Origin of the sequence: Actinoplanes regularis (assembly GCF_900188005.1) — a bacterium.
GTDB lineage: Bacteria > Actinomycetota > Actinomycetes > Mycobacteriales > Micromonosporaceae > Actinoplanes > Actinoplanes regularis.
This window is the reverse complement of sequence record NZ_FZNR01000009.1, coordinates 308,886-333,242: the sequence shown is the minus strand read 5'-3', so window position 1 is coordinate 333,242 and position 24,357 is coordinate 308,886. Positions and strand designations below refer to the sequence as shown.

The 24,357-nt window shown below is 68.3% G+C and carries 27 protein-coding genes, 1 tRNA gene and 1 other RNA gene; 16 read left to right on the top strand and 13 right to left on the bottom strand.

Annotation, left to right across the window (positions count from 1 at the left end):
• Positions 1-559: 559 nt before the first annotated feature.
• Together CHC09_RS48725 and CHC09_RS24665 are read right to left on the bottom strand one after the other, a co-directional pair.
• A complete protein-coding gene (locus CHC09_RS48725; RefSeq protein WP_342352361.1) occupies positions 560-907 on the bottom strand; it encodes an Rv3235 family protein in 348 nt (115 codons plus the stop codon).
• Positions 908-1,527: 620 nt separating this feature from the next.
• Positions 1,528-1,773 carry a helix-turn-helix domain-containing protein gene (locus CHC09_RS24665; protein WP_179277259.1) on the bottom strand — a complete coding sequence of 82 codons (246 nt, stop codon included), beginning with the start codon at positions 1,771-1,773 and terminating at the stop codon, positions 1,528-1,530.
• Between the two features lie 129 nt (positions 1,774-1,902).
• Between CHC09_RS24665 and CHC09_RS24660 the strand changes: the two genes are divergently transcribed.
• Entirely contained in the window at positions 1,903-2,433 is a 531-nt protein-coding gene (locus CHC09_RS24660) for a DUF6912 family protein (RefSeq protein WP_089295538.1), read from the top strand.
• Positions 2,434-2,468: 35 nt separating this feature from the next.
• Here CHC09_RS24660 and CHC09_RS24655 read toward each other — a convergent pair whose 3' ends face one another.
• Positions 2,469-3,608, bottom strand: coding sequence for a hypothetical protein (locus CHC09_RS24655; protein WP_179277258.1), 1,140 nt, complete (start codon positions 3,606-3,608; stop codon positions 2,469-2,471).
• A 407-nt stretch (positions 3,609-4,015) separates the two neighbouring features.
• On the opposite strand from CHC09_RS24655, the gene CHC09_RS24650 reads away from it, so the two are divergent.
• The 6 genes from CHC09_RS24650 to smpB all read left to right on the top strand — a co-directional run bounded on the left by CHC09_RS24650 (position 4,016) and on the right by smpB (position 9,353).
• Complete coding sequence (locus CHC09_RS24650) at positions 4,016-4,531, top strand: PadR family transcriptional regulator (RefSeq protein ID WP_089295537.1); 516 nt, start codon at positions 4,016-4,018, stop codon at positions 4,529-4,531.
• Between the two features lie 52 nt (positions 4,532-4,583).
• Positions 4,584-5,696: a peptide chain release factor 2 gene (gene prfB, locus CHC09_RS24645; RefSeq protein WP_089295536.1), complete on the top strand. Its 1,113-nt coding sequence runs from the start codon at positions 4,584-4,586 to the stop codon at positions 5,694-5,696.
• Between the two features lie 140 nt (positions 5,697-5,836).
• Positions 5,837-6,517, top strand: coding sequence for a cell division ATP-binding protein FtsE (gene ftsE, locus CHC09_RS24640; protein ID WP_089295535.1), 681 nt, complete (start codon positions 5,837-5,839; stop codon positions 6,515-6,517).
• 66 nt (positions 6,518-6,583) lie between these two features.
• On the top strand, positions 6,584-7,459 hold the full coding sequence (gene ftsX / locus CHC09_RS24635; protein WP_089295534.1) for a permease-like cell division protein FtsX: 876 nt from the start codon (positions 6,584-6,586) through the stop codon (positions 7,457-7,459).
• Positions 7,460-7,574: 115 nt separating this feature from the next.
• Positions 7,575-8,822: a M23 family metallopeptidase gene (locus tag CHC09_RS48480; RefSeq protein ID WP_089295533.1), complete on the top strand. Its 1,248-nt coding sequence runs from the start codon at positions 7,575-7,577 to the stop codon at positions 8,820-8,822.
• 54 nt (positions 8,823-8,876) lie between these two features.
• Positions 8,877-9,353: an SsrA-binding protein SmpB gene (gene smpB / locus CHC09_RS24625; protein WP_089295532.1), complete on the top strand. Its 477-nt coding sequence runs from the start codon at positions 8,877-8,879 to the stop codon at positions 9,351-9,353.
• 113 nt (positions 9,354-9,466) lie between these two features.
• Here smpB and CHC09_RS47805 read toward each other — a convergent pair whose 3' ends face one another.
• The gene (locus CHC09_RS47805; RefSeq protein WP_239138493.1) at positions 9,467-9,892 is read right to left on the bottom strand and encodes a hypothetical protein; all 426 of its coding nucleotides are present in this window, start codon (positions 9,890-9,892) and stop codon (positions 9,467-9,469) included.
• Between the two features lie 7 nt (positions 9,893-9,899).
• On the opposite strand from CHC09_RS47805, the gene CHC09_RS47800 reads away from it, so the two are divergent.
• On the top strand, positions 9,900-10,151 hold the full coding sequence (locus CHC09_RS47800; protein ID WP_239138492.1) for a hypothetical protein: 252 nt from the start codon (positions 9,900-9,902) through the stop codon (positions 10,149-10,151).
• A 31-nt stretch (positions 10,152-10,182) separates the two neighbouring features.
• Positions 10,183-10,564, top strand: a transfer-messenger RNA (tmRNA) gene (gene ssrA, locus CHC09_RS24615).
• A gap of 110 nt (positions 10,565-10,674) precedes the next feature.
• Here the strand turns inward: ssrA and CHC09_RS24610 are convergent.
• On the bottom strand, positions 10,675-11,049 hold the full coding sequence (locus CHC09_RS24610; protein ID WP_089295530.1) for a type II toxin-antitoxin system VapC family toxin: 375 nt from the start codon (positions 11,047-11,049) through the stop codon (positions 10,675-10,677).
• Positions 11,046-11,297 carry a type II toxin-antitoxin system Phd/YefM family antitoxin gene (locus CHC09_RS24605; RefSeq protein WP_089295529.1) on the bottom strand — a complete coding sequence of 84 codons (252 nt, stop codon included), beginning with the start codon at positions 11,295-11,297 and terminating at the stop codon, positions 11,046-11,048. Before CHC09_RS24605 ends, CHC09_RS24610 begins: the two co-directional genes overlap by 4 nt.
• A 53-nt stretch (positions 11,298-11,350) precedes the next feature.
• On the opposite strand from CHC09_RS24605, the gene CHC09_RS48875 reads away from it, so the two are divergent.
• The 4 genes from CHC09_RS48875 to pntB all read left to right on the top strand — a co-directional run bounded on the left by CHC09_RS48875 (position 11,351) and on the right by pntB (position 16,765).
• Complete coding sequence (locus CHC09_RS48875) at positions 11,351-11,626, top strand: restriction system modified-DNA reader domain-containing protein (RefSeq protein WP_373871956.1); 276 nt, start codon at positions 11,351-11,353, stop codon at positions 11,624-11,626.
• Positions 11,627-12,103: 477 nt separating this feature from the next.
• Positions 12,104-13,420, top strand: a complete 1,317-nt coding sequence (locus tag CHC09_RS24600; protein WP_089295528.1) for a hypothetical protein — start codon at positions 12,104-12,106, stop codon at positions 13,418-13,420.
• Between the two features lie 395 nt (positions 13,421-13,815).
• On the top strand, positions 13,816-15,342 hold the full coding sequence (locus CHC09_RS24595) for a Re/Si-specific NAD(P)(+) transhydrogenase subunit alpha (RefSeq protein WP_089295527.1): 1,527 nt from the start codon (positions 13,816-13,818) through the stop codon (positions 15,340-15,342).
• 4 nt (positions 15,343-15,346) lie between these two features.
• Positions 15,347-16,765, top strand: coding sequence for a Re/Si-specific NAD(P)(+) transhydrogenase subunit beta (gene pntB, locus CHC09_RS24590; RefSeq protein ID WP_089295526.1), 1,419 nt, complete (start codon positions 15,347-15,349; stop codon positions 16,763-16,765).
• 42 nt (positions 16,766-16,807) lie between these two features.
• Here the strand turns inward: pntB and CHC09_RS24585 are convergent, their stop codons facing one another.
• Positions 16,808-17,614 carry an S-methyl-5'-thioadenosine phosphorylase gene (locus tag CHC09_RS24585; protein WP_089295525.1) on the bottom strand — a complete coding sequence of 269 codons (807 nt, stop codon included), beginning with the start codon at positions 17,612-17,614 and terminating at the stop codon, positions 16,808-16,810.
• Between the two features lie 80 nt (positions 17,615-17,694).
• On the opposite strand from CHC09_RS24585, the gene CHC09_RS24580 reads away from it, so the two are divergent.
• Together CHC09_RS24580 and CHC09_RS24575 are read left to right on the top strand one after the other, a co-directional pair.
• Positions 17,695-18,288, top strand: coding sequence for a YqgE/AlgH family protein (locus tag CHC09_RS24580; RefSeq protein WP_089295524.1), 594 nt, complete (start codon positions 17,695-17,697; stop codon positions 18,286-18,288).
• 77 nt (positions 18,289-18,365) lie between these two features.
• A tRNA-Ala gene (locus CHC09_RS24575) sits at positions 18,366-18,438 on the top strand.
• Between the two features lie 222 nt (positions 18,439-18,660).
• Here CHC09_RS24575 and CHC09_RS24570 read toward each other — a convergent pair.
• The 3 genes from CHC09_RS24570 to CHC09_RS24560 all read right to left on the bottom strand — a co-directional run bounded on the left by CHC09_RS24570 (position 18,661) and on the right by CHC09_RS24560 (position 21,002).
• Positions 18,661-18,930, bottom strand: a complete 270-nt coding sequence (locus tag CHC09_RS24570) for a hypothetical protein (RefSeq protein ID WP_089295523.1) — start codon at positions 18,928-18,930, stop codon at positions 18,661-18,663.
• Between the two features lie 888 nt (positions 18,931-19,818).
• Positions 19,819-20,244 carry a PLD nuclease N-terminal domain-containing protein gene (locus tag CHC09_RS24565; protein ID WP_089295522.1) on the bottom strand — a complete coding sequence of 142 codons (426 nt, stop codon included), beginning with the start codon at positions 20,242-20,244 and terminating at the stop codon, positions 19,819-19,821.
• A gap of 368 nt (positions 20,245-20,612) precedes the next feature.
• On the bottom strand, positions 20,613-21,002 hold the full coding sequence (locus CHC09_RS24560; RefSeq protein WP_089295521.1) for a response regulator transcription factor: 390 nt from the start codon (positions 21,000-21,002) through the stop codon (positions 20,613-20,615).
• A 182-nt stretch (positions 21,003-21,184) separates the two neighbouring features.
• Between CHC09_RS24560 and CHC09_RS24555 the strand changes: the two genes are divergently transcribed.
• Positions 21,185-22,045 (top strand): LLM class flavin-dependent oxidoreductase, encoded by an 861-nt coding sequence (locus tag CHC09_RS24555; RefSeq protein ID WP_089295520.1) that lies wholly within the window; start codon positions 21,185-21,187, stop codon positions 22,043-22,045.
• Here CHC09_RS24555 and pilO read toward each other — a convergent pair.
• Genes pilO through pilM form a run of 3 tightly spaced genes read right to left on the bottom strand, consistent with a single transcriptional unit; the run spans position 22,042 to position 24,325 of the window.
• Positions 22,042-22,614, bottom strand: coding sequence for a type 4a pilus biogenesis protein PilO (gene pilO / locus CHC09_RS24550; protein WP_089295519.1), 573 nt, complete (start codon positions 22,612-22,614; stop codon positions 22,042-22,044). The two genes, CHC09_RS24555 and pilO, sit on opposite strands and share 4 nt — an antisense overlap.
• A complete protein-coding gene (locus tag CHC09_RS24545) occupies positions 22,614-23,303 on the bottom strand; it encodes a hypothetical protein (protein WP_089295518.1) in 690 nt (229 codons plus the stop codon). Before CHC09_RS24545 ends, pilO begins: the two co-directional genes overlap by 1 nt.
• Complete coding sequence (gene pilM, locus CHC09_RS24540) at positions 23,300-24,325, bottom strand: type IV pilus assembly protein PilM (RefSeq protein WP_089295517.1); 1,026 nt, start codon at positions 24,323-24,325, stop codon at positions 23,300-23,302. The genes CHC09_RS24545 and pilM overlap by 4 nt, the downstream gene beginning before the upstream one ends.
• Positions 24,326-24,357: the final 32 nt, after the last annotated feature.

Genomic DNA, 24,357 nt, shown 5'->3' with positions numbered 1-24,357 from the left:
CTCCTTCGTGATCTTCAATCAATCCGAAGGATCTGCGATGGCCGCCTCCGTTCACTCGGAAAACCAGGTCGTACACCACTTCGGTGGACGTGACCTGTCGCGCGGGTGTTTCGTGTTCAGGGGCCGGGTCTCGGCGGGTCTGCGGGCTGCGCTCGATGCGCGGAGTGTTCCGCGTTGAGTGGGCCGGATCTGGCGGGTCCGTGCATGTCGGGCGGGTGTTTCGTGTTCAGGGGCCGAGACTCGGCGGGTCCGCGCGCTGCGCCGGATACGCGCGCCGATCCGTGTTCAGCGGCTGGATCCGGCCGGAATCCGGTGGGGCCCGCGCGTTGTGCCCGGCACGTGGGTCGGTCCGTGTTCAGCGGCCGGAATTCGGTGGGTCCGCGTGTTGCGCCCGGTATACGGGCCGGCTCGTGTTCAGGCGGTTGGATGCTGATGTCCGAGGGGCGACCCGCGCCTTGGCCGCCGTTGCGCGGCGGTTTCGTGTTCGGGCCGCTGGAACCCGGAACGGCCACCGCCCGTGCTGCTCGGTGGACGCCCCGGGGTCGACCCTGCGGTTCGGTCAGATCAGGCGCAGCGTGGTCGCACACCAGCTGTCGTCGTGCAGCTCCAGACGCAGTGCCATGGCCCAGGTGCGCTCGCCGGTGACCAGGGCGACAGCTGCCTCGACCGCGCCCGGCCGAGGCTCGCAGAGGTTCACCTTGATCACGGCGACCGGGCTGGGCCGGGCCGATCGCCGGTCGCCGGACCGACGTGGACGCCGCATCTCGGTGACCCGGCGGGCGCCGGCGAGACCCTGGGAGGCCACCTCGGCGGCCTCTGCCGGCAGCGACAATCGCCGCAGGTGGGCCGCGGGGCGGTAACCGTTGAGCACCTCTACGCAGAGGTGCACGAATCGTTTGACGGCCAATCTCGCGTCCCCGGAGGCTCCGGCCACCACCGGCGCCGCCGTCAGTGCCGCGAGCTCCTTGGGATCCGGCTCCGTGCCGCCCGACCGCCGGCGAGGCTTGCCGCCCGTCGCCGGGGCCGTGGGTGGCGCGTCGGTCGAGGACGGGGCGGCGCGGCGGGGCCAGTCCAGGGCGAGCTGCTGGGCGGACGACCAGGTTGGGGGCGTCAGCTCGTCATCGAACGGGGGTTCATACCGAGGAACCGGACGTAGGCGAACCGCGGGCCGTGCTCCGGCGGGCGCGAGGTCGGCCGTCGGGGGTTGTGCGCCGGTGGGCGCGAGGTCGTCCGTCGGGGGTCGTGTGCCGGTGGGCGCGAGGTCGGCCGTCGGGGGCTGTGTGCCGGTAGGTGCGAGGTCGTCCGTCGGGGCTCGTGACCCGGCGGGTGCGAGGCCGGCCGCCGCTCGCGTCTCCCTGGGTGCTCGTGTCTCCACCGCTGATTGCGTTTCCACCGCCAGCTGCATCTCCACCGCCAATGCTTGCGTTTGCCTCCGTTTGCTTGCGACGAAGCCAGTTTGCTCGGATCGGCGATCGACGGCAATGCCGCTCGGGGTATCCGGAAAGAGGAACAAAAGCGGCCTTCCGCTCAGTCCGGCTCACGCTCGCTCATCGGGTTCTCCCGCACCCAGGCCGCCGTCTCCGCGTACTTCGCCTGGATGTACTCCTCCAGCCGGGCCCGCTCGACGCGCCACTGACCACGGCCGCCGATCTTGATCGCGGGCAGTTCGCCGCTGCGCACCATGTGATAGACCTGCGAGTCCGAGACGTTCAGCTCGGCCGCCACGTCGGACAGCAACAGGAACCGGGACTCCACCGTGGCCTCCCACCTCATTCATTACGGCAGCTTGAGTTTGCCACCGTTTGCCGTCGCTGGACGAGTCCGGCTCCCGGATGTCCACGATCCGGAGACGCCTGGTGGAATGGGCCTCTCCCGGCCCGCGGCGGCGGTGTACTGACCGGGATGGCGAAGCAGGAGGAGAACGTGCCGATCACCGAGCTGGTCCGGGTCTACGTGCCGGCCACCGTGCCGATGCTGGCGGTCCTGCGGGCGGAGGGCCGGCTCAGCGACGCGGCGACGGTCGCGCACGCGGTGACACCCGCGCTGCGGGAGTGGTATGCCGAGGGCGACGAGGAGGAGCTGGAGTACGTGGCCTTCACCCGGGCCGCGCAGGAGGCCCTGCGGCTGCTCCGGCAGGACGACACGGCGCCCCGCCGCCGGGTGGTCATCTCCGCCGATGTGCCGACGGCCGCGCTGGTCCGTGAGGACGTCGAGCTGGGCTCGAGCACCGTCCGGCTGCCCGAGGCGGTGCGGTTCGCCCAGGTGGCGAGCATCCACGTGGACGATGCGGAGGCGGTCGAGACGGTCGGAGCGGCCGCCGCGGCTGTCGAGGAGGCGCTCTCGGGTGACCCGGACGCGCAGTTCACCGTCGACAGCGCCGAGGATCACGAGCTGGCCTGGTACGCGGTCTCCGAACTCGACGAACTGCTCTGACCCCGGTCGGCGACGTGTGTGGCGTCGACCGGCACCTAGTCGGTCGCCGCCGTGGCCCCCGCGATCTCGGCGGCCCCGGCCTTAGCCTCGGCGGTCCCGGCCGTCCCCGCTCCGGCCTCGGCGATCTCGCCGGTCCCCGACGCGGTCTGGGCTTTGGCATCGCCGGTCGCTGACGCGGTCTTCGCGATCTTGTCGGTCGTCGTTGCGGTCCCCGCGATCTCGCCGGCCGCGGCCGTAGCCTCCGCGGTCTCGTCCTCATCGTCGTCCGCTGGTGACAGTGTTCGTCCGACCGCGACCATCGCGGTGAACGCACCGACGAAGAGGACGATCAGCGCGCTGTTGAGCCGGTTGGTGCTGAGGATCTGCTGCACCGACCGTTCCAGCTCGCTGACCTTGCCGGCCAGCTCGAGAACCTGGGCTCCGGCGGTCCGGGTCAGGATCTCGGCGATCACCGAAAGGACCCCCGCCCCGGCGCCCGCGATCAGGTAGAACGTCCAGCGCAGATCCTGCCCGCCGGCCCGCCGGCGGGCCCGGCGCAGGATCGCGAACGTGATCAGGCCGGCGGCCAGGCCGCCGAGCGCCGACTGTCCGTACGAGAAGTACTGGTTCGCGTTCGCCGCGGACTCGGTGTCGCGACCGGACCCGAGCAGTTCGAGGATCGTGCTCTGGATGTCGCTCTGGTTGAGCACCGCCCCGACCGCGAACACGCCGAGCGTGGCCCACCCGGCGGCGGCGATCACCGGCGGCAGCCGGAAGCCGGCCAGCGCGCCGCCGATCGTGGCGGCCGCCGCGACCGTCCCGCCGACCGCGGCGTAGATCGTGCCGGCGGTGTTGATCGTGATGACCGGTAGTGCGCAGAGGACGCCGACGAGCAGGCCGCTGCCGGTACCGACGGCGAATCGCGCGGTGGCGCCGAGCTCGCGGCGCCCGCTGATCAGGGTGAGTGCCAGCAGGGCGACGGCGGCGCCGGCGACGATGGCCGCGGAGACCGCGCCGGGCAGCGCGTACGCGGTCGAGGTGACCTCCATCGCCGCGTCCGCCCAGCTGGTGATCTTGACTCGGGCTGAGATCAGCATCCCGGCCGTCCACGCGAGCGCGGCGATTGCCAACAGGGTCGCGGTGAGCCACGGAACCTCGCGGGCCTCCGGTGCGGACTGGCGCTCGGGGTCGGTCATGGAGGTCAGGGTAATGGGCGAACCTGCGGGACCCTGATCTGCCATCCGTGAAGTGCGAGGATGGCTGTCGTCCCGACGCGGGGCGCCGACGCCGCGCCGGAGAGGGCGGGCTAAGCCGCCAGAGTGAAGATTGGTTCGTTTCAGGGCACCACGCCGGACAGATGACATCAAATGTCCGAATTCGCGCGGCAACATGCGAACGAATGGGCGGTTCCTGCCTCGAACTGCCCGTCTGACCGTTTTGGTGTTCCATTTTACCTGGTCAACTAGTTGGTGGCGGCAAAATCGTCAGGTCGGCGCGCTCGTTGTCGGACTGTCTGTGCGGGACAGTCGTTTGTGGAGGCGCAAACTGGACGGATCGTGCGAAATCCTGGACGCCGGACCGACAAAGTGGCAGCTTAGAAGGCATGCCCGACTTCCAAATCAATCCCACGGCTGCCGCCTTGCTCGGCCTGCTTCACGAGGGGCCGATGACCGGCGGACAGCTCATGGCGGCCGCTGAACGCCGCCTCGGGCCCTACTGGTCGATGACGCGGAGCCAGGTCTACCGCGAATTACCCGTACTGGCCGAAATGGGGTATGTCCGTCTCGGCAAGCCGGGTCCACGTTCCAGTCAGCCCTATGCGATCACCGCCTCCGGGAAGCGCGCCTTCGGACGATGGCTTACCGAGACGCCTGGCCGGGACGCGCTGCGCAACCCGGTCGCGCTGCGAGTCGCCTTCGGGCAGCAGCACAGCGAGGATCAGCTGAAGACCCTCTACACCACCGCCAACCAGTACCACTCCGAAGCGTTGACGATGGCGAAGGAGCAGGCCAAGGAGGCGAAGAAGAACGACGACCCGTACGGTGCGGCCGCGCTGGAGTTCGCCGTCGCCTATCACAAGGCGGCGCTCAGCTGGCTGAAGACCGTTCCGTCCGAATGAGTTGAGGACGCCCCGGCCAGTGATCTGGCCGGGCGGCGTAGTCTTGACTGTCGTGACCGCTGCCGACTTCCCCGAGCAACTCAAAGCGCTCGACGCCACCCTCCGCAACATTGAGAACGTCCTGGACGTCGACAAGCTGCGCCGTGACAAGGCGGATCTCGAGGAGCAGGCATCCGCCCCCGACCTCTGGGACGACCAGGCTCGGGCGCAGGAGGTCAACAGCCGTCTGTCGTACGTCGCCGGCGAGATCTCCAAGCTGGAGCGCCTGCGCACCCGGCTCGACGACGCCGGCCTGCTGCTGGAGATGGCCGAGGCCGAGGCCGACGCCGACTCGATCGCCGAGGTCGGTGACGAAGTCACCGCGCTGACCAAGGCGATCGAGGAGATGGAGGTCCGCACCCTGCTCTCCGGGGAGTACGACTCCCGGGAGGCGCTGGTGGCGATCCGCGCGGGCGCCGGCGGCGTGGACGCGGCCGACTTCGCCGAGATGCTGATGCGGATGTACCTGCGCTGGGCGGAGCGTCACGGCTACCCCACCGAGGTCTACGACACGTCGTACGCGGAGGAGGCCGGCCTCAAGTCGGCCACTTTCACCGTCAAGGTGCCGTACGCGTACGGCACCTTGAGCGTCGAGTCGGGCACCCACCGGCTGGTCCGGATCAGCCCGTTCGACAACCAGGGTCGCCGGCAGACCAGCTTCGCCGGCGTCGAGGTGATGCCCGTCGTGGAGCAGACCGACCACATCGACATTCCGGACAATGAGCTCCGCACCGATGTCTACCGCTCCTCCGGTCCGGGTGGCCAGAGCGTCAACACCACCGACTCGGCGGTGCGGCTCACCCACATCCCCACCGGCATCGTGGTGACCTGCCAGAACGAGAAGTCCCAGCTGCAGAACAAGGCGTCCGCGCTGCGCGTGCTGCAGGCTCGGCTCCTGGAGCGCAAGCGCCAGGAGGAGGAGGCCAAGATGGCCGGTCTGAAGCAGGACACCACCGGATCGTGGGGCGACCAGATGCGTTCGTACGTCCTGCACCCGTACCAGATGGTGAAGGATTTGCGCACTGAGTTCGAGACCGGTAACCCGACGTCGGTCTTCGATGGCGAGTTGGACGCGTTCATCGAGGCAGGCATCCGTTGGCGCAAGCAGAACCAGATCGCGGCCTGACAAGATCTGTCACGTTGAGTGACCCAGCCTGAACGCTCGGTCAGGCTGGGGGCGCTCTGTTTTGTTGTTGCCGCAGGTGGCGAAGATTCCCGACCCCGGCGGGCTTGGAGTTTTCGTCACACCGCGTAGACTCCACTCCCGTGATTCAGCTTGAGAACGTGACGAAGACGTATCCAAAGGCGTCTCGACCGTCGTTGGACAATGTCAGCGTCGGAATCGAGAAGGGTGAGTTCGTCTTCTTCATCGGCCCCTCCGGTTCCGGCAAGTCGACGATCATCAAGCTGCTGCTGAAGGAGGTCCAAGCGACCCGCGGCAAGGTGGTGGTCAACGCCAAGGACGTGACCTCCCTGCGCTCCTGGAAGATCCCGCAGTTCCGGCGCTCGATCGGCTGCGTCTTCCAGGACTTCCGGCTGCTGCCCAACCGCACCGCGTACGAGAACGTCGCCTTCGCCCTCGAGGTGATCGGCAAGACCAAGGCGGTCGCCCGGCGCGTCGTTCCCGAGGTGCTCGAGCTCGTCGGCCTCGGCGGCAAGGAGCACCGCTACCCCCACGAGCTCTCGGGTGGTGAGCAGCAGCGCGTCGCGGTGGCCCGGGCCTTCGTGAACCGGCCGCTGATCCTGCTCGCCGACGAGCCCACCGGTAACCTCGACCCGGACACCTCGGTCGAGATCATGCGGCTCCTGGACCGGATCAACCGGACCGGTACGACCGTCGTGATGGTCACGCACGACTCCAACATCGTTAACCAGATGCGTCGCCGGGTCATCGAGATCGAGAGCGGACGGATCGTCCGGGACCAGGCCCGCGGTGTCTACGGCTGAGGCCAGCTCCGCCCCCATGTTCAATGCTGAAGCAGCAACACGCGGAGTCCTGGAAGGATCCCCCCGATGCGCGTGAAGTACGTCCTCAACGAGGTCCTGGTGGGCCTGTGGCGAAACGTCACGATGACGGTCGCCATGATCATCACCATGTCCGTTTCGTTGACCATGCTCGGCGCCAGTGTGCTGATGTACATGCAGGTCGACCGTATGAAGGACTTCTACTACGGCGAGATCGAAGTCTCGATCTTCCTGGTCGACAACGCCGAGGCCGGACAGGTCGCGGCGCTGGAGGAGAAGCTCAAGTCGAACCCGCTGGTCAAGGAATCGAAGCACGAGACCAAGGAAGAGGCGCTAGAGCGCTTCAAGGTCCTCTACCAGGACTCGCCCGACTTCGTGAACGCTGTGAACGCGGACAGCCTGCCCGAGTCGTTCCGGGTGAAGTTGAAGAACCCGGAGGATTACGACAAGTTCGCTCAGGACGTCAAGGGCGACGCGGCGATCCAGCGGATCATCGACCAGCGGGAGCTGTTGCAGAAGGTGTTCAACATCTTCAATTCAGTCCAGCTGATGTCACTCGTGGTCGCTGCGGTGATGGCCTTCGCCGCCTTGCTGCTGGTCGGTAACACCATCCAGGTCGCCGCCTACAGCAAGCGCCGGGAAGTCGCGGTCATGAAGCTGGTCGGTGCCTCGAACTGGTTCATCCAGGCGCCGTTCGTCCTGGAGGCGGTCGTCGCCGGCCTGGTCGGCGCGATCCTCGGCTTCGGCGCGCTGTTCATCGGCAAGATCGTCCTGCTGGACAACAAGCTCCAGGCCCTGACCGCGATCCTGACGCCGGTGCCGAACGGCAACGTCGTACTGATGCTGCCGCTGCTGGCCGGTGTCGGAGCGGTGGTCAGCGCTGGAACCGCCTGGATCACGCTGCGGTTCTACCTGAAGGTCTAACGCCCAACCTGAGACCTTTACGCATAAAGGCCGCGACCCGACTGGGTCGCGGCCTTTGTGTCCTTCGGGCGGTTTGCGGCCATACGGACCATTAGTCAGAGTACGGTGACTCGACGTGAGGAGCCGCCGACCCAACCTGCTGCTGACCGCCTGCCTCTGTCTGCTCAGCGTCGTCGAACCCGTCCTGGTCGCGCCCGCGCCGGCGCTGGCCGACCGGAGCGACGCCGCCCGAGCCGCTCGGGCGGTACGCAGGGCCGAGGCGCTCCTGGAGAACGCCGGAGCCACCGCCCGGGCCGCCGCCCGCCGGCTCGCCCTCGCCTCGGCCGCCATGCCCGCCGCGCAGCAGCGGGTGGCCGCCGCCCGTGGCATCGTCATCGCCACCCGGGTGGAGGCGAACACCGCCCGGGCCCGGGCCGCCGCCGCCCGGCAGAGCTACCAACAGATCGCCGCGGACTGGGCGGCCGCCCGGGAGCGAGTGGCCGGCGCCCGCGACCGGGTCGCGGAGATCGCCCGCAACAGTTACATGAGCACCCCCGCCGCCCGGTTCAACCTGCTCATCTCGGCGACCGCGCCGATGGACCTGATCGACCGGATGAGCCTGGTCGACGAGATGGCGCGCCGGGAGGACGCCGACGTGCGCCGGTTGATCGGCGCCCGCCGGGAGGCCCGTACCACGCAGGACCGGGCCGGGGCGGCGCAGCGGGCCGCCGAGGAGGCCGAGGACGAGGCCGCGGCCAAACTGCGTGCCGCGCAGGCCGCCCAGGCCGACGCGCTCCGGGCCCAGCGCGACGTCTACCAGCTGGTGCTGGCTCGGCGTACGGCGCTGAGCGCGGCGAACGCGCAGCGGGCCACCGTGCTCCTCCAGTACCGCGCGGCGCTCGCCGTCGAGCGGAAGATCCGGTCCAGCATGCGCGGCTGGGAGAGCCGCAACGGATACGCCCGGCAGTACCGGGGGCGGCTACTGATGCCCGTGCGCGGCTGGAAGACCAGCGACTACGGCAACCGGTACGACCCGTACTACCGGGTCTGGCAGCTGCACGCCGGGACGGACTTCGCCGCCGGGTCGGGCACCCCGATCCGGGCCGCCGCGCCTGGCCGGGTGATCCAGGCCGGCTGGAACGGCGGCTACGGCAACTACACCTGCGTCAACCACGGTCGAGTCCTGGGCACCAGCTTCTCCACCTGTTACGGCCACCAGTCCCGGATCTACGTGCGGGTGGGTCAGTACGTCCGGCAGGGCCAGATCATCGGTGCGGTCGGAACCACGGGCGCGTCCACCGGCGCCCACCTGCACTTCGAGACCCGCTTCGGTGGTGCGCCCCGGAATCCGCTGAATTACCTGCCGTCCTGCCTCTGTCAGTAGGCGGGCTAGGATTGCTCCGATCAATCCCCTCAGCCCGCCGAAGGAGTCCCCGGTATGCCACGCGAACAGGGGCGTAAGCTCGTCGCCTCCAACCGCAAGGCGTACCACGACTACGCGATCATCGACACGTACGAGGCCGGCATGGTGCTCACCGGCACCGAGGTGAAATCGCTGCGCGCCGGCCGCGCCTCGCTGGTCGACGCGTTCGGCCACGAGAACGACGGCGAGATCTTCCTGCACGGCCTGCACATCCCGGAGTACACGCAGGGCACCTGGACCAACCACGAGCCCCGGCGGGTCCGCAAACTGCTGCTCAAGCGCGACGAGATCCACAAGGTGATGGGCAAGCTGCGCGACGACGGCATCACCCTGGTCCCGCTCTCGATCTACTTCCAGAACGGGTATGCGAAGGTCGAGCTCGGCGTCGCCAAGGGCAAGAAGAGCTATGACAAGCGGCAGGACATGGCCGAGCGGGACGCGAAGCGCGAAATCAACCGCGCCGTGGGCCGCCGTGCCAAAGGCATGGGCTGACGCGGTATCCTCCGCCGCCAGAACTGTTGATCGCTTCGCCCTCGGGTGAGCCCTGCTCGACTCTTCATCGACTCGACTCTTCATCGGGGAGACCGGCCGTTGTCCAAGTCAAATCACAGAGACCGCCAGTTCTTCCTGGCCCGTGGGATGTTCAGTCTGGCCGCGGCCATCCTGATCGGCCTGGTGGTCTGGATCGGGGTGCGAGCCGGTGGCCCGGCGTCGGCAGGCGACGACGCGCTGATGGTGCAGCCCGCGACCGATCTGCGGGCGGCCGAGTCGACGACGACCCCGCTGGAGGCCGAGTCGCCGTCGGAGTCCGCGACCTCGTCGCCGTCCGCCTCGGTCTCCGCATCGCCCTCGGCCTCGGCGTCGTCCTCCGCCACCCCGTCGGCGTCCGCGACCTCCTCGGCGACCCCGAAGCCGTCGAAGACCTCGGCGAGCCCGAAGCCGACCGCGACGAAGACCACCACCACCCCGCCGGCCTCGAACGACCTCTCCGTCACCTGCGGCTTCTCCAGCAGGTGGGATGACAACTTCATCGCCAGCGTGACGGTCACCAACAACGGCACCAAGGCTCACAACTGGAAAGCGACCGTGACCTACAAGCCCAGCAGCTACAGCGTTACGGGCGGGCCCTGGAACGCCAAGCCGGCGGCCTTCAACGGGAATCAGATCGAACTCGTGGGGACTTCTTCGCTGTCCGGCAAGTCCAGCATCACGGCGGGATTCGCGGGCCGCAAGGGGGCCAAGGGCAGCGCTCAGCCGACCGGGTGCTCGGTGGTGGCGACGGCCGGGTGAGCTAAGATTGCCGGGCTGTACCAAATACCCAGGGGGTGACTGGTTTCGACTTCGTACGTGGAGACAGGGGAAGCGAGCCGAGGAAGCCGACGTCGTCTCGAGAATCGGTCGTCGGAAACTTATAAGCGCCAACTCTAAGTTTGACGCTGACCAGTACGCTCTCGCCGCCTGAGGCAAGTAGCGTGGTCTGTCGGTCTGGGAGCGCCTCCGTCCCAGCTACCGGCATCAGCTAGGAGGCTGGCCAACCGGTCCCGGTCACGGGGACCGCGCGGCGAGATTAATCAGTGACTGGGCCCGTCGTCCGAACTTGCTCACGTGAGTCGGAGGGCCGAGTAGGGACATAGTGAGCTGCGCTCGGAGAAGCCCTGACAAAGCAACGAAGGACCCGGGTTCGATTCCCGGCACCTCCACTCAATGGAGGTCGCCCGAGGCCGCGAGAGCGGCGCGGGTTCACCTGGAACGGCGGCACGGCCCACGAGGGCCGCGCCGCCGTTGTCGTTCCGAGCCTTACGACCTGGCCGCGCTACGCGGCCAGAACGTCGACGTCGTACTTCGGGATCTCGCTGTCGCGGGTCACTAGAGTCAAGTGCTCGACCTGGGCCTGGGCGATGAGCATCCGATCGAACGGGTCCCGGTGGATGAGCGGGAGCCGCCCCGCGACGATGCCGTGTTCGGCGGTGATGTTCAGGTGCCGGAAGCCACTGTCACGGACGCGCTCCGCGAGGTCGGCCGGCTTGCCGAGCTTGCCAAGCGATTGCTTGATGGCCACTTCCCAGATCGTCGCGGGGCTGATGTAGACGTCCGGTTCGTGGTCGAGCCGGACCTTGAGGTCGGCGGCGAGCGTGGCGTCGTCCGCCAGCCACCACAGCACGATGTGGGTGTCGAGGAGCAGGCTCATGCGAGGCCGAAGTCCCGTGCGATCGAGTCGTTCACCTCAGGCGAGTCCCAGTCGTCCGTCACGACGAGTTGGCCGGCGAGAGAGCCGCGGTTGACCCGATGGACCCTGGGGTTGAGCGGGATCACCTTGGCGACCGGGGTGCCGGCGCGGCTGATGATGATCTCCTCGCCGTGCTCGACGCGGTCGATGATCCGGGAGAGGTTCGTTTTCGCGTCGTGGATGTTGAACTGAGCGGCTGCTTCGGGCATGGCGGCCTCCTTAGCTAGGAGGTTAGCCCGAAGCCTGCCGCTGGGCGAGATTCATCGACACGCCGAACAGCGTTCTGCGGCGGGAGCTGAAGATCGATGCAGCGCCGGCGCCCACCCCGTCCGTGCGAACCGGGGAACTGGATCCTCTCGTCCGGGCCGGTCTTCTCCATGGAGCTGAGGAGTTGATCTGGAAGCGGCGGGGGGCCAGCCACCGCGCGGTGGTCATGCCCGGCGGAGCGCTGCAGCTCGCGGATGGCCGCGTCTTCGAGTCGCCATCGGGCGCCGCTCGCGCGTTGGCCGGCTATCAGGGCAATGGCTGGCGCAACTAGGCGCGCGCTCGCGATGGTGTCCGCCTCGCATCGCTTCGTGACCAGATCCAATTGGGTGGCTTACCTGTCGAGGGCTGCCCGCAGCGGTTCCATCTGGTCGGCAAGGTTCAAGTAGGCGGTCAGTACCTCCACAAGTGGCAGGGGGCCGTGTGTTCGCGGAAAGCGCGGACCGCGGCCCCTTGTCATGTCTGCTCCGGGGCCGAGCCCCGGACACCCCACGTTGCGGGCGAATACCGCAGTGACGGAGGCCGATGGGCTGTGCCATGATCCCGTGGACTTCACGGATGTGTGAAGTGTGAACGGGGAGAAACGCATGAGTGGACGAAGTTCTGCGCACCCGATCATTGCTGGTCTGATCGGTGTGCTGGTCTTTTTGGGGATGTCGGGTGTCGGGTCGCCAGCCGTGGCGGCCGGGTCGGCGCCGACCGTTAAAGCTGAAGCTGCCGCCCCGTCGCGAGCCACGCCGCGCACGGCTACGTGAACGACATCGCCTTCAACAACGACGGCACCCGGTTGATCGACGACGGCGGCGACGGGACGGCCGAGGTGCTGAGCACCACCGACCTCTCGACGATCGAGGAGTTCACCGTCGGCTCCGACCCGCTCGGCGTGGCGGTGGCCGACGACGGCACGATCGCGGTCGGCCAGGGCGGCTACATGTCGAATGTCCAGCTCTTCAAGCCGGGCAGCAGCACGCCGTTCAAGACCCTGGACCTGAACAAGACCGGGTACGGCTACAACCACGCCTCGGTCGCGCTACTGGCGTTCGAGCCCGGGTCCGAGCGGGTCGTCGCCCTGGCGTACAGCGCGTCCGACCAGTGGTACTCGGTGCAGATGCTCAATGACGAGCGGGTCAAGGAGCCCACGACCGTCACGCTCAAGGCAGCGCCATCGCCGGTCCTGTCGACCGGCATCTTGTCGATCAGCGGGACTGTCACCGCGACCGAGAACGGTGCCGCGGTGCCGGTCGAGGGTGTCACCGTGAAGATCACCAGACAGGATCCGGTCCACGGAACCATGTTGAAGGGGTACGTCACCACGGGTGCGGGCGGGACCTTCCAGTCGAACGACTCGGTGGCGATGACCGGCACGATCACCTACACGGCGAGCATCCCGGTCGACACCGTGCACGCGGCGGCCTCGGCGACCACGACCGTGCGGGCCATCACGAACACCACGCTGACCCTGGACCACAACAACGCGGCCTACGCGTATGGCGCGACGGTCACGTTCACCGCTCACCTGGGCAAGACGGCCACCAACCGTACGGTCGAGATCTGGGCCGACCCTGACGGCAGCGACCAGGGAAACCGTCTGCTGCGCAGCGCGGCCGTCGACGCCAGGGGCAATCTCACCGCGAGCCTCAAGCTGAGCCGGGACACGGTCGTGAGCGCGGTCTTCGCGGGCGACGAGGAGACCCAGCCGATCACGGCGAAGTCCAGGGTGCTCACTTACGCGAGCGCCACGATGGCGCTGTCGCGGCAGTACCAGACGAAGAGCGCGGTGGCTTATTTCCACAAGGCGACGAACCCGTACCTCACCACGACGATCAACCCGTACCCGAAGCGGAAGCAGTACCTGACCGTCGACTACTACTCGGGCGGCTCGTGGCATCGAGTGAAGTCCGGCTACTACACGCTGAACAGCGCCGGTAAGTCGTATGTGACGTTCACGAGTGCGCGCAAGCTCAACGTGAAGTACCGGGTCCGGGCCGCGTACGTGACGGGTAGTTCGGGTGACTCGGCGAATCTGACGACGTACTCGGCGTACAAGTACTTCATTTTCACGAAGTGAGGGACGGCGACCTTTCAGTAGGTCGCTCAATGCGTGACGCGGGCGGTCCGGCGCGAGCCGGGCCGCCCGCGTCCGTTTGCTCCTACCGGGCGCGAGTCGCCGGATCAAACCGGCGCGAACGACGTCGGCGCCGTAGGTGGATTCGTTTAGCACGGGGTCGGTAGGCGCGACGGGGAGATGGGGCTTGGTTGACACTGTGCGCAGGATTAGGTTGGGGTCACTGAGAGTGATGTGATGTTTTGTAGGGTGACGGCGGTCATGCCGGCAGTTAAGCTACCCGCGAGTAACAAGCTCACGCCTTTGAACGCGTTCATGGTCGGCATCCGTGAAGACATCCACATTCACGTTTCCGTCGTAGGTCCGGCAACGTCGCTAGAACTGCTGGGAGTCGATTGATGATCATTGGTGTTCTCGGGGAGTCCAGCCCGGGGGAGAAGCGGGTCGCGGCGACGCCCGCAACCGTAGGGCAGTTACTCAAGCTCGGTTATGACGTAGTGGTCGAGCCGGGGGCCGGTCGACGGGCATCGTTCTCGGACGAAGCCTATGCGGACGCGGGCGCGACGCTCGGCGATCCGTACCAGGCCGACATCATCTTCACGATCAACGCGCCGGAGCCGGCGCGGCTGGATCGGCTCAAGACCGGGGCGACGCTGATCGGCGTCTTCAACCCGCGGCTGGACGAGAAGCTCGTCGAGGACCTCGCGCGGCGGCCGATCACCGTGCTGTCGATGGACGCGGTGCCGCGGATCTCGCGCGCCCAGTCGCTGGACGTGCTCTCGTCGATGGCGAACATCGCGGGGTACCGGGCGGTGATCGAGGCGGCGCACGCGTTCGGACGGTTCTTCACCGGGCAGGTGACCGCGGCCGGCAAGGTCCCGCCGGCGAAGGTGCTGGTCGCCGGCGTCGGGGTGGCCGGGCTCGCGGCGATCGGCTCGGCCGGCAGCCTGGGCGCGATCGTCCGCGCCACCGACCCCCGGCCGGAGGTCGCCGACCAGGTCAAGTCGCTCGGCGGGGAGTACCTCGCGGTGCAGGCGGCCGACGTCGAGGTGTCCGCCAGCGGATACGCCAAGGAGATGTCCGACGACTACAACGAGCGGGCCGCCCGGCTCTACGCCGAGCAGTGCGCCGACGTCGACATCATCATCACCACCGCGCTGATCCCGGGACGGCCCGCGCCCCGCCTGATCACCGAGCAGATGGTGGCCAGCATGAAGTCGGGCAGCGTGATCGTCGACATGGCGGCCGCGAACGGCGGGAACGTCGAGGGTGCCGTCGCCGGCGAGGCGATCACCACCCCGAACGGCGTGACCATCATCGGCTACACCGACCTGGCCGGGCGGCTGCCCGCGCAGGCGTCCCAGCTCTACGGCACCAACCTGGTGAACCTGATGAAGCTGATGACGCCGGAGGGCGACGGCCGGCTCGCGCTCGACTTCGAGGACGTCGTACAGCGCTCGATCACCGTCGTACGGGAAGGGGAATTGACCTGGCCGCCGCCGCCCGTGTCGGTCTCCGCGGCGCCGGCTCCGGTGGCGCCCGCCGCCGTAGCCGCGCCGCAGGCGGCGGAGAAGAAGTCGGCGGTACGCCGTGACCTCCCGCTCGTCGGTGCCGGAGCGGCCGTGCTGTTCGTGCTCACCGCGCTGGCGCCGGAGGCCTTGCGCGGGCACTTGACGGTGTTCGCACTGGCGATCGTGATCGGGTATTACGTCATCGGGCACGTGCACCACGCCCTGCACACCCCGCTGATGTCGGTGACCAACGCGATCTCCGGAATCATCGTGGTCGGCGCACTCCTCCAACTCGGGCACGGCGGTGCCGTGGTGACCGCGCTGTCGTTCATCGCGATCCTGCTGGCCAGCATCAACGTCTTCGGTGGCTTCGCGGTGACCCGCCGCATGCTCGCCATGTTCACCAGGAGCTGACGCGATGACCATCGAAACGGCGGCCCAGGCGGCGTACCTAGTCGCGGCCCTGCTCTTCATCCTGGCGCTGGCCGGCCTGTCCCGGCACGAAACCGCCCGGTTCGGCAATCTGTTCGGCATCCTCGGCATGACCCTGGCGCTGGTCGCGACGGTCGCACTGGCCGTGGACGGCGACCTGAGCGGCACCGGCCTGGTGCTGCTGCTGGTGGCGATCGGCATCGGCGCGACCATCGGTCTCTACCGGGCCGGCAAGGTCGAGATGACCGGGATGCCGGAGCTGATCGCGCTGCTGCACAGCTTCGTCGGTCTGGCCGCGGTGCTGGTCGGCTGGAACGGATACCTGCACGTCGAAGCGGACCCGGACGGCGTCGAGGCGGCCGCCCTGGAGGCTCAGGGCCTGCTGGGCATCCACAGCGCCGAGGTGTTCATCGGCGTCTTCATCGGCGCGGTGACGTTCACCGGGTCCATCGTCGCCTTCCTCAAGCTGTCGGCCCGGATGAAGTCCCGGCCGCTCACCCTGCCCGGCAAGAACCTGCTCAACCTGGGTGCGCTCGGCGCGTTCGTCGTGCTGACGGTCTGGTTCGTGATCGACCCGCACCTGTGGCTGCTGCTCGCGGTGACCGCGATCGCGCTGCTGCTCGGCTGGCACCTGGTCGCCTCGATCGGCGGTGGGGACATGCCGGTCGTGGTATCCATGTTGAACAGCTACTCCGGCTGGGCCGCGGCGGCCTCCGGCTTCCTGCTCTCGAACGACCTGCTGATCGTCACCGGGGCGCTGGTCGGCTCCTCCGGCGCGTACCTGTCGTACATCATGTGCAAGGCGATGAACCGGTCCTTCATCTCGGTGATCGCCGGTGGGTTCGGGATCGAGGCCGGACCGGCCGACGACACGGACTACGGCGAGCACCGGGAGATCCAGGCGGACGCGGTCGCCAAGCTGCTCGCCTCCGCCGAGTCCGTGATCATCACGCCGGGGTACGGGATGGCGGTGGCTCAGGCGCAGTACGGGGTGGCCGAGTTGACCCGCAAGCTGCGCGAGAAGGGGGTGGCCGTCCGCTTCGGCATCCACCCGGTCGCCGGCCGCCTGCCCGGGCACATGAACGTGCTGCTCGCGGAGGCGAAGGTGCCGTACGACGTGGTTCTCGAGATGGATGAGATCAACGAGGACTTCGCGCGTACGTCGGTGGTGCTGGTGATCGGCGCCAACGACACGGTCAACCCGGCGGCCACCGAGGACCCGGGGAGCCCGATCGCGGGTATGCCGGTCCTGAAGGTCTGGGAGGCGGCCGAGGTCATCATCTTCAAGCGGTCGATGGCGTCGGGCTATGCCGGTGTGCAGAATCCCCTGTTCTTCCGGGAGAACAGCGCGATGCTCTTCGGCGACGCCAAGGACCGGGTGAACGACATCCTGCGCGCGTTCTGATCGGGGTGGACCGCGGCGTTCGCGCCGCGGTCCGTTCCGTCGTTACGGCAGGTCGAATGGGATCTTGATGCCCTGCAGGGCATCCTTGCAGGCACAGGTCCGATGTATGGGCAGCTTGGTCACGGCGTCAAGCAGTACGTCGCGGAGGCGGGCCGTGTTCTCCGCGAAGACCGCGAAGACCTCCTCCTGGGTCACGCCGTGGTCGCCCTCGACACCCGCGTCCAGGTCGGTCACCAGCGCGATAGCGGTGTAGCAGAGGGCCAGCTCCCGGGCGAGGACCGCTTCCGGGTGACCGGTCATGTTCACGATCGCGCCGCCGATCGAGGTGAACCAGCGGGACTCGGCTCGGGTCGAGAAGCGCGGGCCCTCGACGACGACCATGGTGCCACCGTCCACCGCGTTCACCCGGGCGGCGGAATCCAGCACCACGGCGCGACCGTCCGGACAGTACGGATCGGCGAAGGAGACGTGCACCGCGCCGGTGTCGTAGAACGTCTGCTCCCGGCCGCTGGTGCGGTCGATCAGCTGATCCGGCACCACGAAAGTGCCCGGGCCGAGCTCGGGACGCAGGCCACCGACCGCGCACGGGGCGACGATCTGGCGCACCCCCAGCGAGCGCAGCGCCCACAGATTCGCCCGATAGGGGATCTTGTGCGGCGGGAACCGGTGATCGCGACCGTGCCGGGGCAGGAACGCCACACGGCGGCCAGCGACATCGGCCACCGTGATCTTGTCGGATGGCGGACCATACGGCGTCTCGACCTGGTGTTCAATGGCGCCGTCGAGGAGTGCGTACAGGCCGGATCCGCCGATGACGCCGATCTCTGCTGCCGGGGGTGACGGGTTCATGTGCAGACCTTATCGAGGGCCGGAAACGCAGGCTATCGTGCTGAGCATGGCGTTGACGTCGGACGGGCGGCAGGTATCCCATGTTCGGTGAGGGGCAGCGGATCGGAGGCCGGTCGGTGGAGTCGATGACCGGTCAGCTGCTGGTTGCCACCCCCACCCTCAAAGATCCCAATTTCGACCGTACGGTCGTGCTGCTCGTCGCCCACGAGGCGGGCGGAGCCCTGGGGGTGGTGCTCAACCGGGCCACCGAGGTCCCGGTCGCCGAGGTGCTCGGCAACTGGGGCGAGCTGGCCGGCGATCCGGCCGTGCTCTTCGAGGGCGGCCCGGTGCAGCCCGAGTCGGCGATCTGCCTGGCCCGCACCCGCCCCGAGGTGAAGAAGCGGGTGACCGGTTTTCATCCGGTCGCCGGCTCGCTGGGCACCCTCGACCTCTCCGCCGATCCGGAGCGTCTGAAGGAGAACGTGGCCGACATCCGGGTCTTCGCCGGGTACTCCGGGTGGTCGGCCGGGCAGTTGGAGGAGGAGATCGCCTCCGGATCCTGGTTCGTCTTCGACGCCCTGCCCGGGGATCCGTTCGTGGAGCGGCCGGACGACCTGTGGGCCATGGTGCTGCGCCGCCAGGGAGACATCCTGGCCGCGGTGGCCCACTTCCCCCCGGACGTCTCGCTGAACTGAGGGGGTCCTGCAGAGGGCCCCGCAGGGGTGTGTAGTATTTCCAGCGTGCCCGGGTGAGACACCGGGGACAACGGCAAGGGGCTGTGGCGCAGCTGGTAGCGCACCACACTGGCAGTGTGGGGGTCAGGGGTTCGAGTCCCCTCAGCTCCACCCTTGCGAAACGCCCGGACTGAAGTCCGGGCGTTTTTTCGTTCACGTGGGTCGCAGCAAGCCCGCCCCGCCCTCATGGCCGCCGGTGACGCTCGCCTCGCCGAGGTCGCCAAAGCGTGGAAGGGTGACGCCGTAATTGGCGTGGCCCGGAAACCGTGGACGGTTCCCGCGCCACGCGACGGGCTGACCAGCGCTGGAGATCCCGGTTGGAATCCGGACGGCTCAGTAGCCGCCGCCGTAGCCGCCGCCGTAGGGGCCGCCGTTGTATTCCCCGCCGTGGTTGCAGTCGCCGTTGCCGAGAATCGGGGCCCCGTTGTCTCTTAAGCAGTCCACGGCTCCGGGCGTGTTGGCGCAGTCAACACCGGCGTTCCAGCCTCCGTTGCCGTGGTCACATGGGCCGCAGTTCAGTGCGGCGAGTGCCGGGCCCGCTCCGAGCGTCGCTCCGGCGACGAGTCCGATGCCGACCATCAGCGTGCGTGTCATGGCGTTCATGGTTCCGCTCCTCTCGACCGATTACTGGCATTGACGAGCAAACCATGACCTTTCGGACTTTTCTCCGGATTGCATGGTTAGATGACCTTTTGGTCGATGATTACCTCCCCTGAACGGTCAGGGCATTGAGTATTGAAAGTTATCCTCAGTCTGTTGCCGTATTCGCCGACATGGCGGCGCAGGTTGCGTCAAACTTCAGTAGTCACCTGATGTCGCGCAGAGGGCCGCTTCGAACGGGTTTCGAAGCGCGGGCTCAGACGGCAAACGGCCGCGCCGTGGAGGGCGCGACCGTTCGCTCAGTGCCTGTAAGGCTTCAGTGGTTCAGGTCGGCATGGGGGTTTTCGGGGCCCCATGGGTTGTAAGGAGGCTGGTGGCCACCCGGGTGTCCGTGCGGGTAGTAGATGCCCCCGCCGGGCAGGTGGACGTGCGGGACCTCGCCAGGTCCGGGCTCGTCAGGCCAGTGACCCGGTGCCTGGGTGGCCGCCGTCGTGTTTGTGTCGCCTACGGAGGCGACCGCAGGGGCGGCACCGAACGCCGCCGCAGCGACGAGTCCGACGCCCGCCATCAGCGTGCGTGCCATCGAGTTGTTCAACGTTCCACTCCCTCCTGCTCCTAAGAACTTCTGCCTCTTACAAGCCGACCACTCCTTTTCGGGCGTCTTTTTGGGTTTCGGCGCCAGGTGACTGTTCGGCCGATGGCCAATTCATCCGAATGGTCAAATCGCGCCTTCTGATTGGCAGATTCAGCCGACGGGGCATCCGTCTCGATGAGTTCGGCGATAATCCCGGGCTTCCCCGAGCTGAGGCCGGTGCGCCTTTCCGGACGAGTCCCCGCAGGATCCGGTGAATGGGTCCGTCGCTGCCGCGTCTCCGAGGCGAGATGCGAGTGTCAGGCCTCGTCGTCGCCGGACTTGAACCCGGACTCCCGGCGGCGCAGCTCCTCCTCGCGACGGCGGAGGTCGGACTCCCAGCTCTTCAGAAGCTGCTCGTCCTCCTTGCGGGAGGCGGCCAGACCGCGAAGGAACTCCGGGTCGTCGTCCGGGGCGACCGGGCCGCTGCGAGCGGGACGCTGATTCTCCGGAAAGCCGGAACCCGGGCGCCAGACCGTGCCGTTGCTCAACTGGACCGGGCGGGGCGGGCGGCCCGCGACGAACCAGACGATCGGGCCGATCGGTGAGAACAGCAGGATCAGCAGGACCCAGATGCCCCGGGGGAGGGCGCGAATCGCGTACTCCTCCGCCGAGAGGCAGTCGATCAGGGCAATGACGATCAGCGCCAGGTCGACCAGCGCGAAGAGGGAGTAGAGGCGAAACACGAGGCAGATGATGCCAAAGGAACGGCGAACCGTCTGCCCCTGGGCCGCGGACGAGACCGCCGGTGTGTAGCCGGATACCTGATTTGGCACGCAGAGCGAACATTCGGCGATGTAAAACTTCGAAGTCGGCGGTACGACCTAGGAGTTCCGTCGACAGGCCTTTCGGCCCAAGCGCTCTGGCGGTCTCGCGCGAGGCGCCTGCCCGCTCTAGGCCGCAGCGCGCCCGCCGGGCGCGTTGCGGCCTCGGCCCGGGACCACGCCGCGCGCGAAGGCCACGGAGCTTGGGCCGAAAGGCCTGGTCACAGGGCTCCTAGGGCGTACCGGCGAAGGGTTTGGGCAGGAACCCGGGCGGACCTGGACCGGACCGGTCAGGCGGCCGCGAGCTGGCGGCGGCTGATCAGGGTCTTCAGTTCGGAGACCAGCTGCCTGGGGGAGATCGGCTTGGGCAGGTAGCTGTCCGCGCCGGAGACCAGCCCGGCGTCGACGTCGTAGGCGTGGCTGTGGCTGGAGACCATCAGGATCGCCATGTCCTGGTTCGCCGGGCTCCGGCGGGCCAACTGGCACAGCTCCATGCCGTTCATGGCCGGCATCCGGACGTCGGTGATCATGCCGATCGGCTTGGCAACGGAGAGGATGCGTGCCGCAGTGTTCCCGTCCTTGGCGGCCACTGCGCGGTAGCCCGCTTCTTCCAGGGCCATCGCGAGCAGGTCGCGAACGTCGGCGTCGTCGTCGGCGATCAGGATCAGGTTCTCGTTCATGCGGTCGTCCCCTTCATCCTCGTGGACCCTCCTGTTCGGCGGGCCTCCGCCGAGACTTAGGACCAAAGACCCTTCATCTGCCGAGGAACAGGGCCGAAGGTCCCGGCGTTCCGGGACTCGGGCGGCTCTGCCCGCGGCAGAAGAATTCGGCCTCCGGGGCGGCCGCTGGGAAGAATTCGGCCATGACCACCTTCGCCCTGCAGGCGCAGCCCGACGACGCCGCCGACTGGCTCGACCTGGCCCGGCGTGCCGAGGCCGCCGGCTTCGCCGCCCTCTACGCCGCCGATCACCCGGGCACCTGCGCGTCGCCGTTCGTGGCGCTGGCCGCCGCGGCCGCCGTCACCAGCACGATCCAGCTCGGGTCGAACGTGCTGAACGCCGGCGTCCGCGAGCCGATCCTGATCGCCTCCGACGTGGCCACCCTCGACCTGGTCTCCGGCGGCCGGGCGATCCTCGGCATCGGGGCCGGGCACACCCCCGCGGAGTGGGCCGCGGTCGGCCGGGAGCGTCCGAGCGTGCGTGAGCGCGTGGACCACTGCATCGCGGTGGCCGAGGCGACCGTGCGGCTGCTGGCCGGTGACGGGATGGAGAAGCCGCGCCCGGTGCGGGAGCGGGTGCCGCTGATGTTCGGCGGGGGCAACACCCGGCTGCTGCGGTGGGCCGCGGAACACGCCGACCTGATCGGGCTCTCCGGGCTGGGCCGGACCCTGGCCGACGGGCACATGCACGAGGCGCGGTACCACCCCGACCAGGTGGACGCGCAGGTGGAGCTGACCGGCGGGAAGCCGGTGGAGGCGTTGGTGCAGCGGCTCGAGGTCACCGATGACGCCGGCGCGACGTACGCGGAGTGGGCGAAGCTGGCGGGGATCAGCGAGGCCGAGGTGGCGCTCACGCCGTACGTGATGGCCGGCACCGTGGGTGAGCTCCGTGCCAAGCTGGCCGAGAACGAACGACGGTGGGGCATCACCAGGTACGTGCTCCGCCGTCCCGGCTTCGACGTCGCCGCCACGCTGCTGGCGCCCGCCGACGGCCCGGTGCCCTAGCCGGTGGTCACCGCAGTGGTCGTGTCGGCGGTGTTGCGGAAGGCGGTCAGGGTCAGCGACAGCGCCGCGTTGCCGTCCTTGAACTCCACGCTAACCGTGTCGATCAGCACCGCCCGGGGCTGGGTGTTCTGGAGCTGACTCACGAACTTGCTGATATCGGCGACCTTGCCGGTCGCGCTGAGCGTGATCGGCAGCTCCTCGACCGTGGTCACGGCGTCGGACTTGGTCCGGCCCGAGGCGGAGTACGCGGCCACGTTGACCTTCAGCTTGGTGCCCATGGTCTGCAACTGGGTCAGGAAGGCGGGGATGTCGTCACCGGACGGCAGCGCTTTCAGGTAGGCCGCCTTCTTGGCCTTGTAGGTCGTGAGGTTCTCGTTGTCCGCCTTCAGGTCGGCCAGACCTTTGCGCAGTTTGGAGAGCTGAGTCGTGGTGTCCTCCACCTGGCCGCGCCGGTCGGACGCCTGGGTGTATTTCGGGCTGATCAGTAGGAACCAGCCGGAAGCGACCAGCAGCGCGACCAGGATGATGCCGCCGAAGAGCCAGACGCGGTCGGAGCGGAGCAGGCTCATCAGTTACTCCCGGACTTGCAGGTGGTCTTGCTGAAGCGGCCGCAGAGCGCGGTTTTGGTGATCGAAGCGGTCAGGCTGAAGTCGACACCGCCGCCGTCGGCGTCGGATACGTTGGTGACGAACGGGTCGGCGATGCCCTTCTTCGTGAGCCCGGCGAGCGCCTTCATGTATGCGGCGACCGCCTTCTTGTCCTTCGCCGTGCCGGTGACGGAGAGATGGCCGATCACGTCGCCGCCGCCCGCCGTGCCGTCCTCGGACAGCGAGCCGTCGATCTTGGTGGCCCTCGCCTCGGCGTCGGCCCCGGTGGTGCGCACCAGGTCGAGCAGGGTCTGCCAGGCCAGGTCGTCCGCCATCAGGGTCCTCAGCTGGCCGGACAGGACCTTGTTGGTGTTCTTGGTGGTGTTCAGATCCTTGTACTTGCTCTGATCCCGCTGCGCCCTGACCACCTGCTGGGTGACTAGCTCGAGATCGGTCTCAGCCTCTTGCTGCAGCGAGACCACCTGCCAGTACCAGCTGCCGAGCAGAGCCAGCACCACCACCACCGCGACGAGCACGACGGCACGGGTGCGCCGGGCCCGCCGACCGTCGCTGATGTCCGTCGGCAGCAGGTTGGCACGGATCGGCAGGATGCGGGCCGCCTGCTGCGGGGAGACCGATGGGTCCAGTGGCATCAGGGCGGTCGTGCTCATCGGCCCGCTCCCAGGGTGAGGCCGATCGACACGGCGGCCGACGGCACGAAACTGTCGAAGCCGCGCTCCCGGGCGCGGCGGGTGTCCCGCAGACGGGAGGTGCTGTCCGCGTACATCACCACGATGCCGAGCTGCTGCTGCAGGTGTTGGGCGAGACCGGGCATGAGGGCGCCGCCGCCGCACAGCGACAGCCGGGTGACCTGCTTCTGCCGCTCACCGGAGGCCAGATAGGTGAAGGAGCTGCGCAGCTCGTTGGCGAGCGGGCGGACCGCGTCGGCGACCGCGGCCGGGCTGTCCGGGTTGCCGTCGCCCTCCAGGCCGTGCCGGCACTTGAGGTCCTCGGCCTGCGGCGCCGGGATGCCGAGCCGAGTGGCGATGCTCTCGGTGATCTCCGAGCCGCCGCGCGGCAGGGTACGCACGAACAGCGGCTCGCCGTCCGCGTGCACCACCACGCTGGTGATGTCGGCACCGATGTCGACGATCGCCTCGACCTGGGTGTCCAGCCGGGAGGCGGCGCGCAGCAGGGCGAACGAGGCCAGGTCGACGCCGGTCACGTGCAGGCCGGCGCTCTCCACGGCCTGCACCATTTCGAGCACCGCGTCCTTGGGCATGGCGATCAGCAGGCCGCGCACGGTCGGGTTGTCGCCGGGCTGCTCCAGCGGGTAGAAGTCCAGCAGCGACCGCTCGACGGCGAGCGGGAGCGCGTCCTTGACCTGGAACGGCAGGGCCTGGCGCATCTGCCCGGCCGGCAGGTTGGCGATGGACATCTCGCGGACCACCAGCTGCGGATTGGTCACGCCGAGGCTGACCCGCTTGCTGCCGAACCGGCAGGCCGCCCAGAGCTGCTTGAGCGCGTTGGTGACGTGCAGCGGGTCCTGGACCACGCCGCCCTGCACGGTGCCCGGGTCGAGCGGGACCTGCCCGAAGTTGGTCAGGGAGTATTCGTCCTTGGATCGGCGGACCTCCACGGCCCGGATCGAGGACGAGCCGATGTCCAGCCCGATCGGTGGTGCGCCAGCCACAGGTCTTCCTTCCTTGCCGTCTTCCTACGGGC

What these genes read in the sequence shown, in the direction of transcription:
- CHC09_RS47805 (WP_239138493.1), bottom strand. Translation starts at nt 9,892, where the DNA reads ATGAAGTTGTCATCCCACCTGCTGGAGAAGCCGCAGGTGACGGAGAGG.
- pilO (WP_089295519.1), bottom strand. Translation starts at nt 22,614, where the DNA reads ATGAGCCTGCTCCGCTCCGACCGCGTCTGGCTCTTCGGCGGCATCATC.
- CHC09_RS24665 (WP_179277259.1), bottom strand. Translation starts at nt 1,773, where the DNA reads ATGAGGTGGGAGGCCACGGTGGAGTCCCGGTTCCTGTTGCTGTCCGAC.
- CHC09_RS24545 (WP_089295518.1), bottom strand. Translation starts at nt 23,303, where the DNA reads ATGAGCACGACCGCCCTGATGCCACTGGACCCATCGGTCTCCCCGCAG.
- smpB (WP_089295532.1), top strand. Translation starts at nt 8,877, where the DNA reads ATGCCACGCGAACAGGGGCGTAAGCTCGTCGCCTCCAACCGCAAGGCG.
- CHC09_RS24610 (WP_089295530.1), bottom strand. Translation starts at nt 11,049, where the DNA reads ATGAGCCTGCTCCTCGACACCCACATCGTGCTGTGGTGGCTGGCGGAC.
- CHC09_RS24655 (WP_179277258.1), bottom strand. Translation starts at nt 3,608, where the DNA reads ATGACCGACCCCGAGCGCCAGTCCGCACCGGAGGCCCGCGAGGTTCCG.
- CHC09_RS24605 (WP_089295529.1), bottom strand. Translation starts at nt 11,297, where the DNA reads ATGCCCGAAGCAGCCGCTCAGTTCAACATCCACGACGCGAAAACGAAC.
- pntB (WP_089295526.1), top strand. Translation starts at nt 15,347, where the DNA reads ATGACCATCGAAACGGCGGCCCAGGCGGCGTACCTAGTCGCGGCCCTG.
- ftsX (WP_089295534.1), top strand. Translation starts at nt 6,584, where the DNA reads ATGCGCGTGAAGTACGTCCTCAACGAGGTCCTGGTGGGCCTGTGGCGA.
- CHC09_RS24660 (WP_089295538.1), top strand. Translation starts at nt 1,903, where the DNA reads ATGGCGAAGCAGGAGGAGAACGTGCCGATCACCGAGCTGGTCCGGGTC.
- CHC09_RS24585 (WP_089295525.1), bottom strand. Translation starts at nt 17,614, where the DNA reads ATGAACCCGTCACCCCCGGCAGCAGAGATCGGCGTCATCGGCGGATCC.
- CHC09_RS24570 (WP_089295523.1), bottom strand. Translation starts at nt 18,930, where the DNA reads ATGAACGCCATGACACGCACGCTGATGGTCGGCATCGGACTCGTCGCC.
- CHC09_RS24555 (WP_089295520.1), top strand. Translation starts at nt 21,185, where the DNA reads ATGACCACCTTCGCCCTGCAGGCGCAGCCCGACGACGCCGCCGACTGG.
- CHC09_RS24580 (WP_089295524.1), top strand. Translation starts at nt 17,695, where the DNA reads ATGTTCGGTGAGGGGCAGCGGATCGGAGGCCGGTCGGTGGAGTCGATG.
- CHC09_RS24650 (WP_089295537.1), top strand. Translation starts at nt 4,016, where the DNA reads ATGCCCGACTTCCAAATCAATCCCACGGCTGCCGCCTTGCTCGGCCTG.
- CHC09_RS24595 (WP_089295527.1), top strand. Translation starts at nt 13,816, where the DNA reads ATGATCATTGGTGTTCTCGGGGAGTCCAGCCCGGGGGAGAAGCGGGTC.
- CHC09_RS24560 (WP_089295521.1), bottom strand. Translation starts at nt 21,002, where the DNA reads ATGAACGAGAACCTGATCCTGATCGCCGACGACGACGCCGACGTTCGC.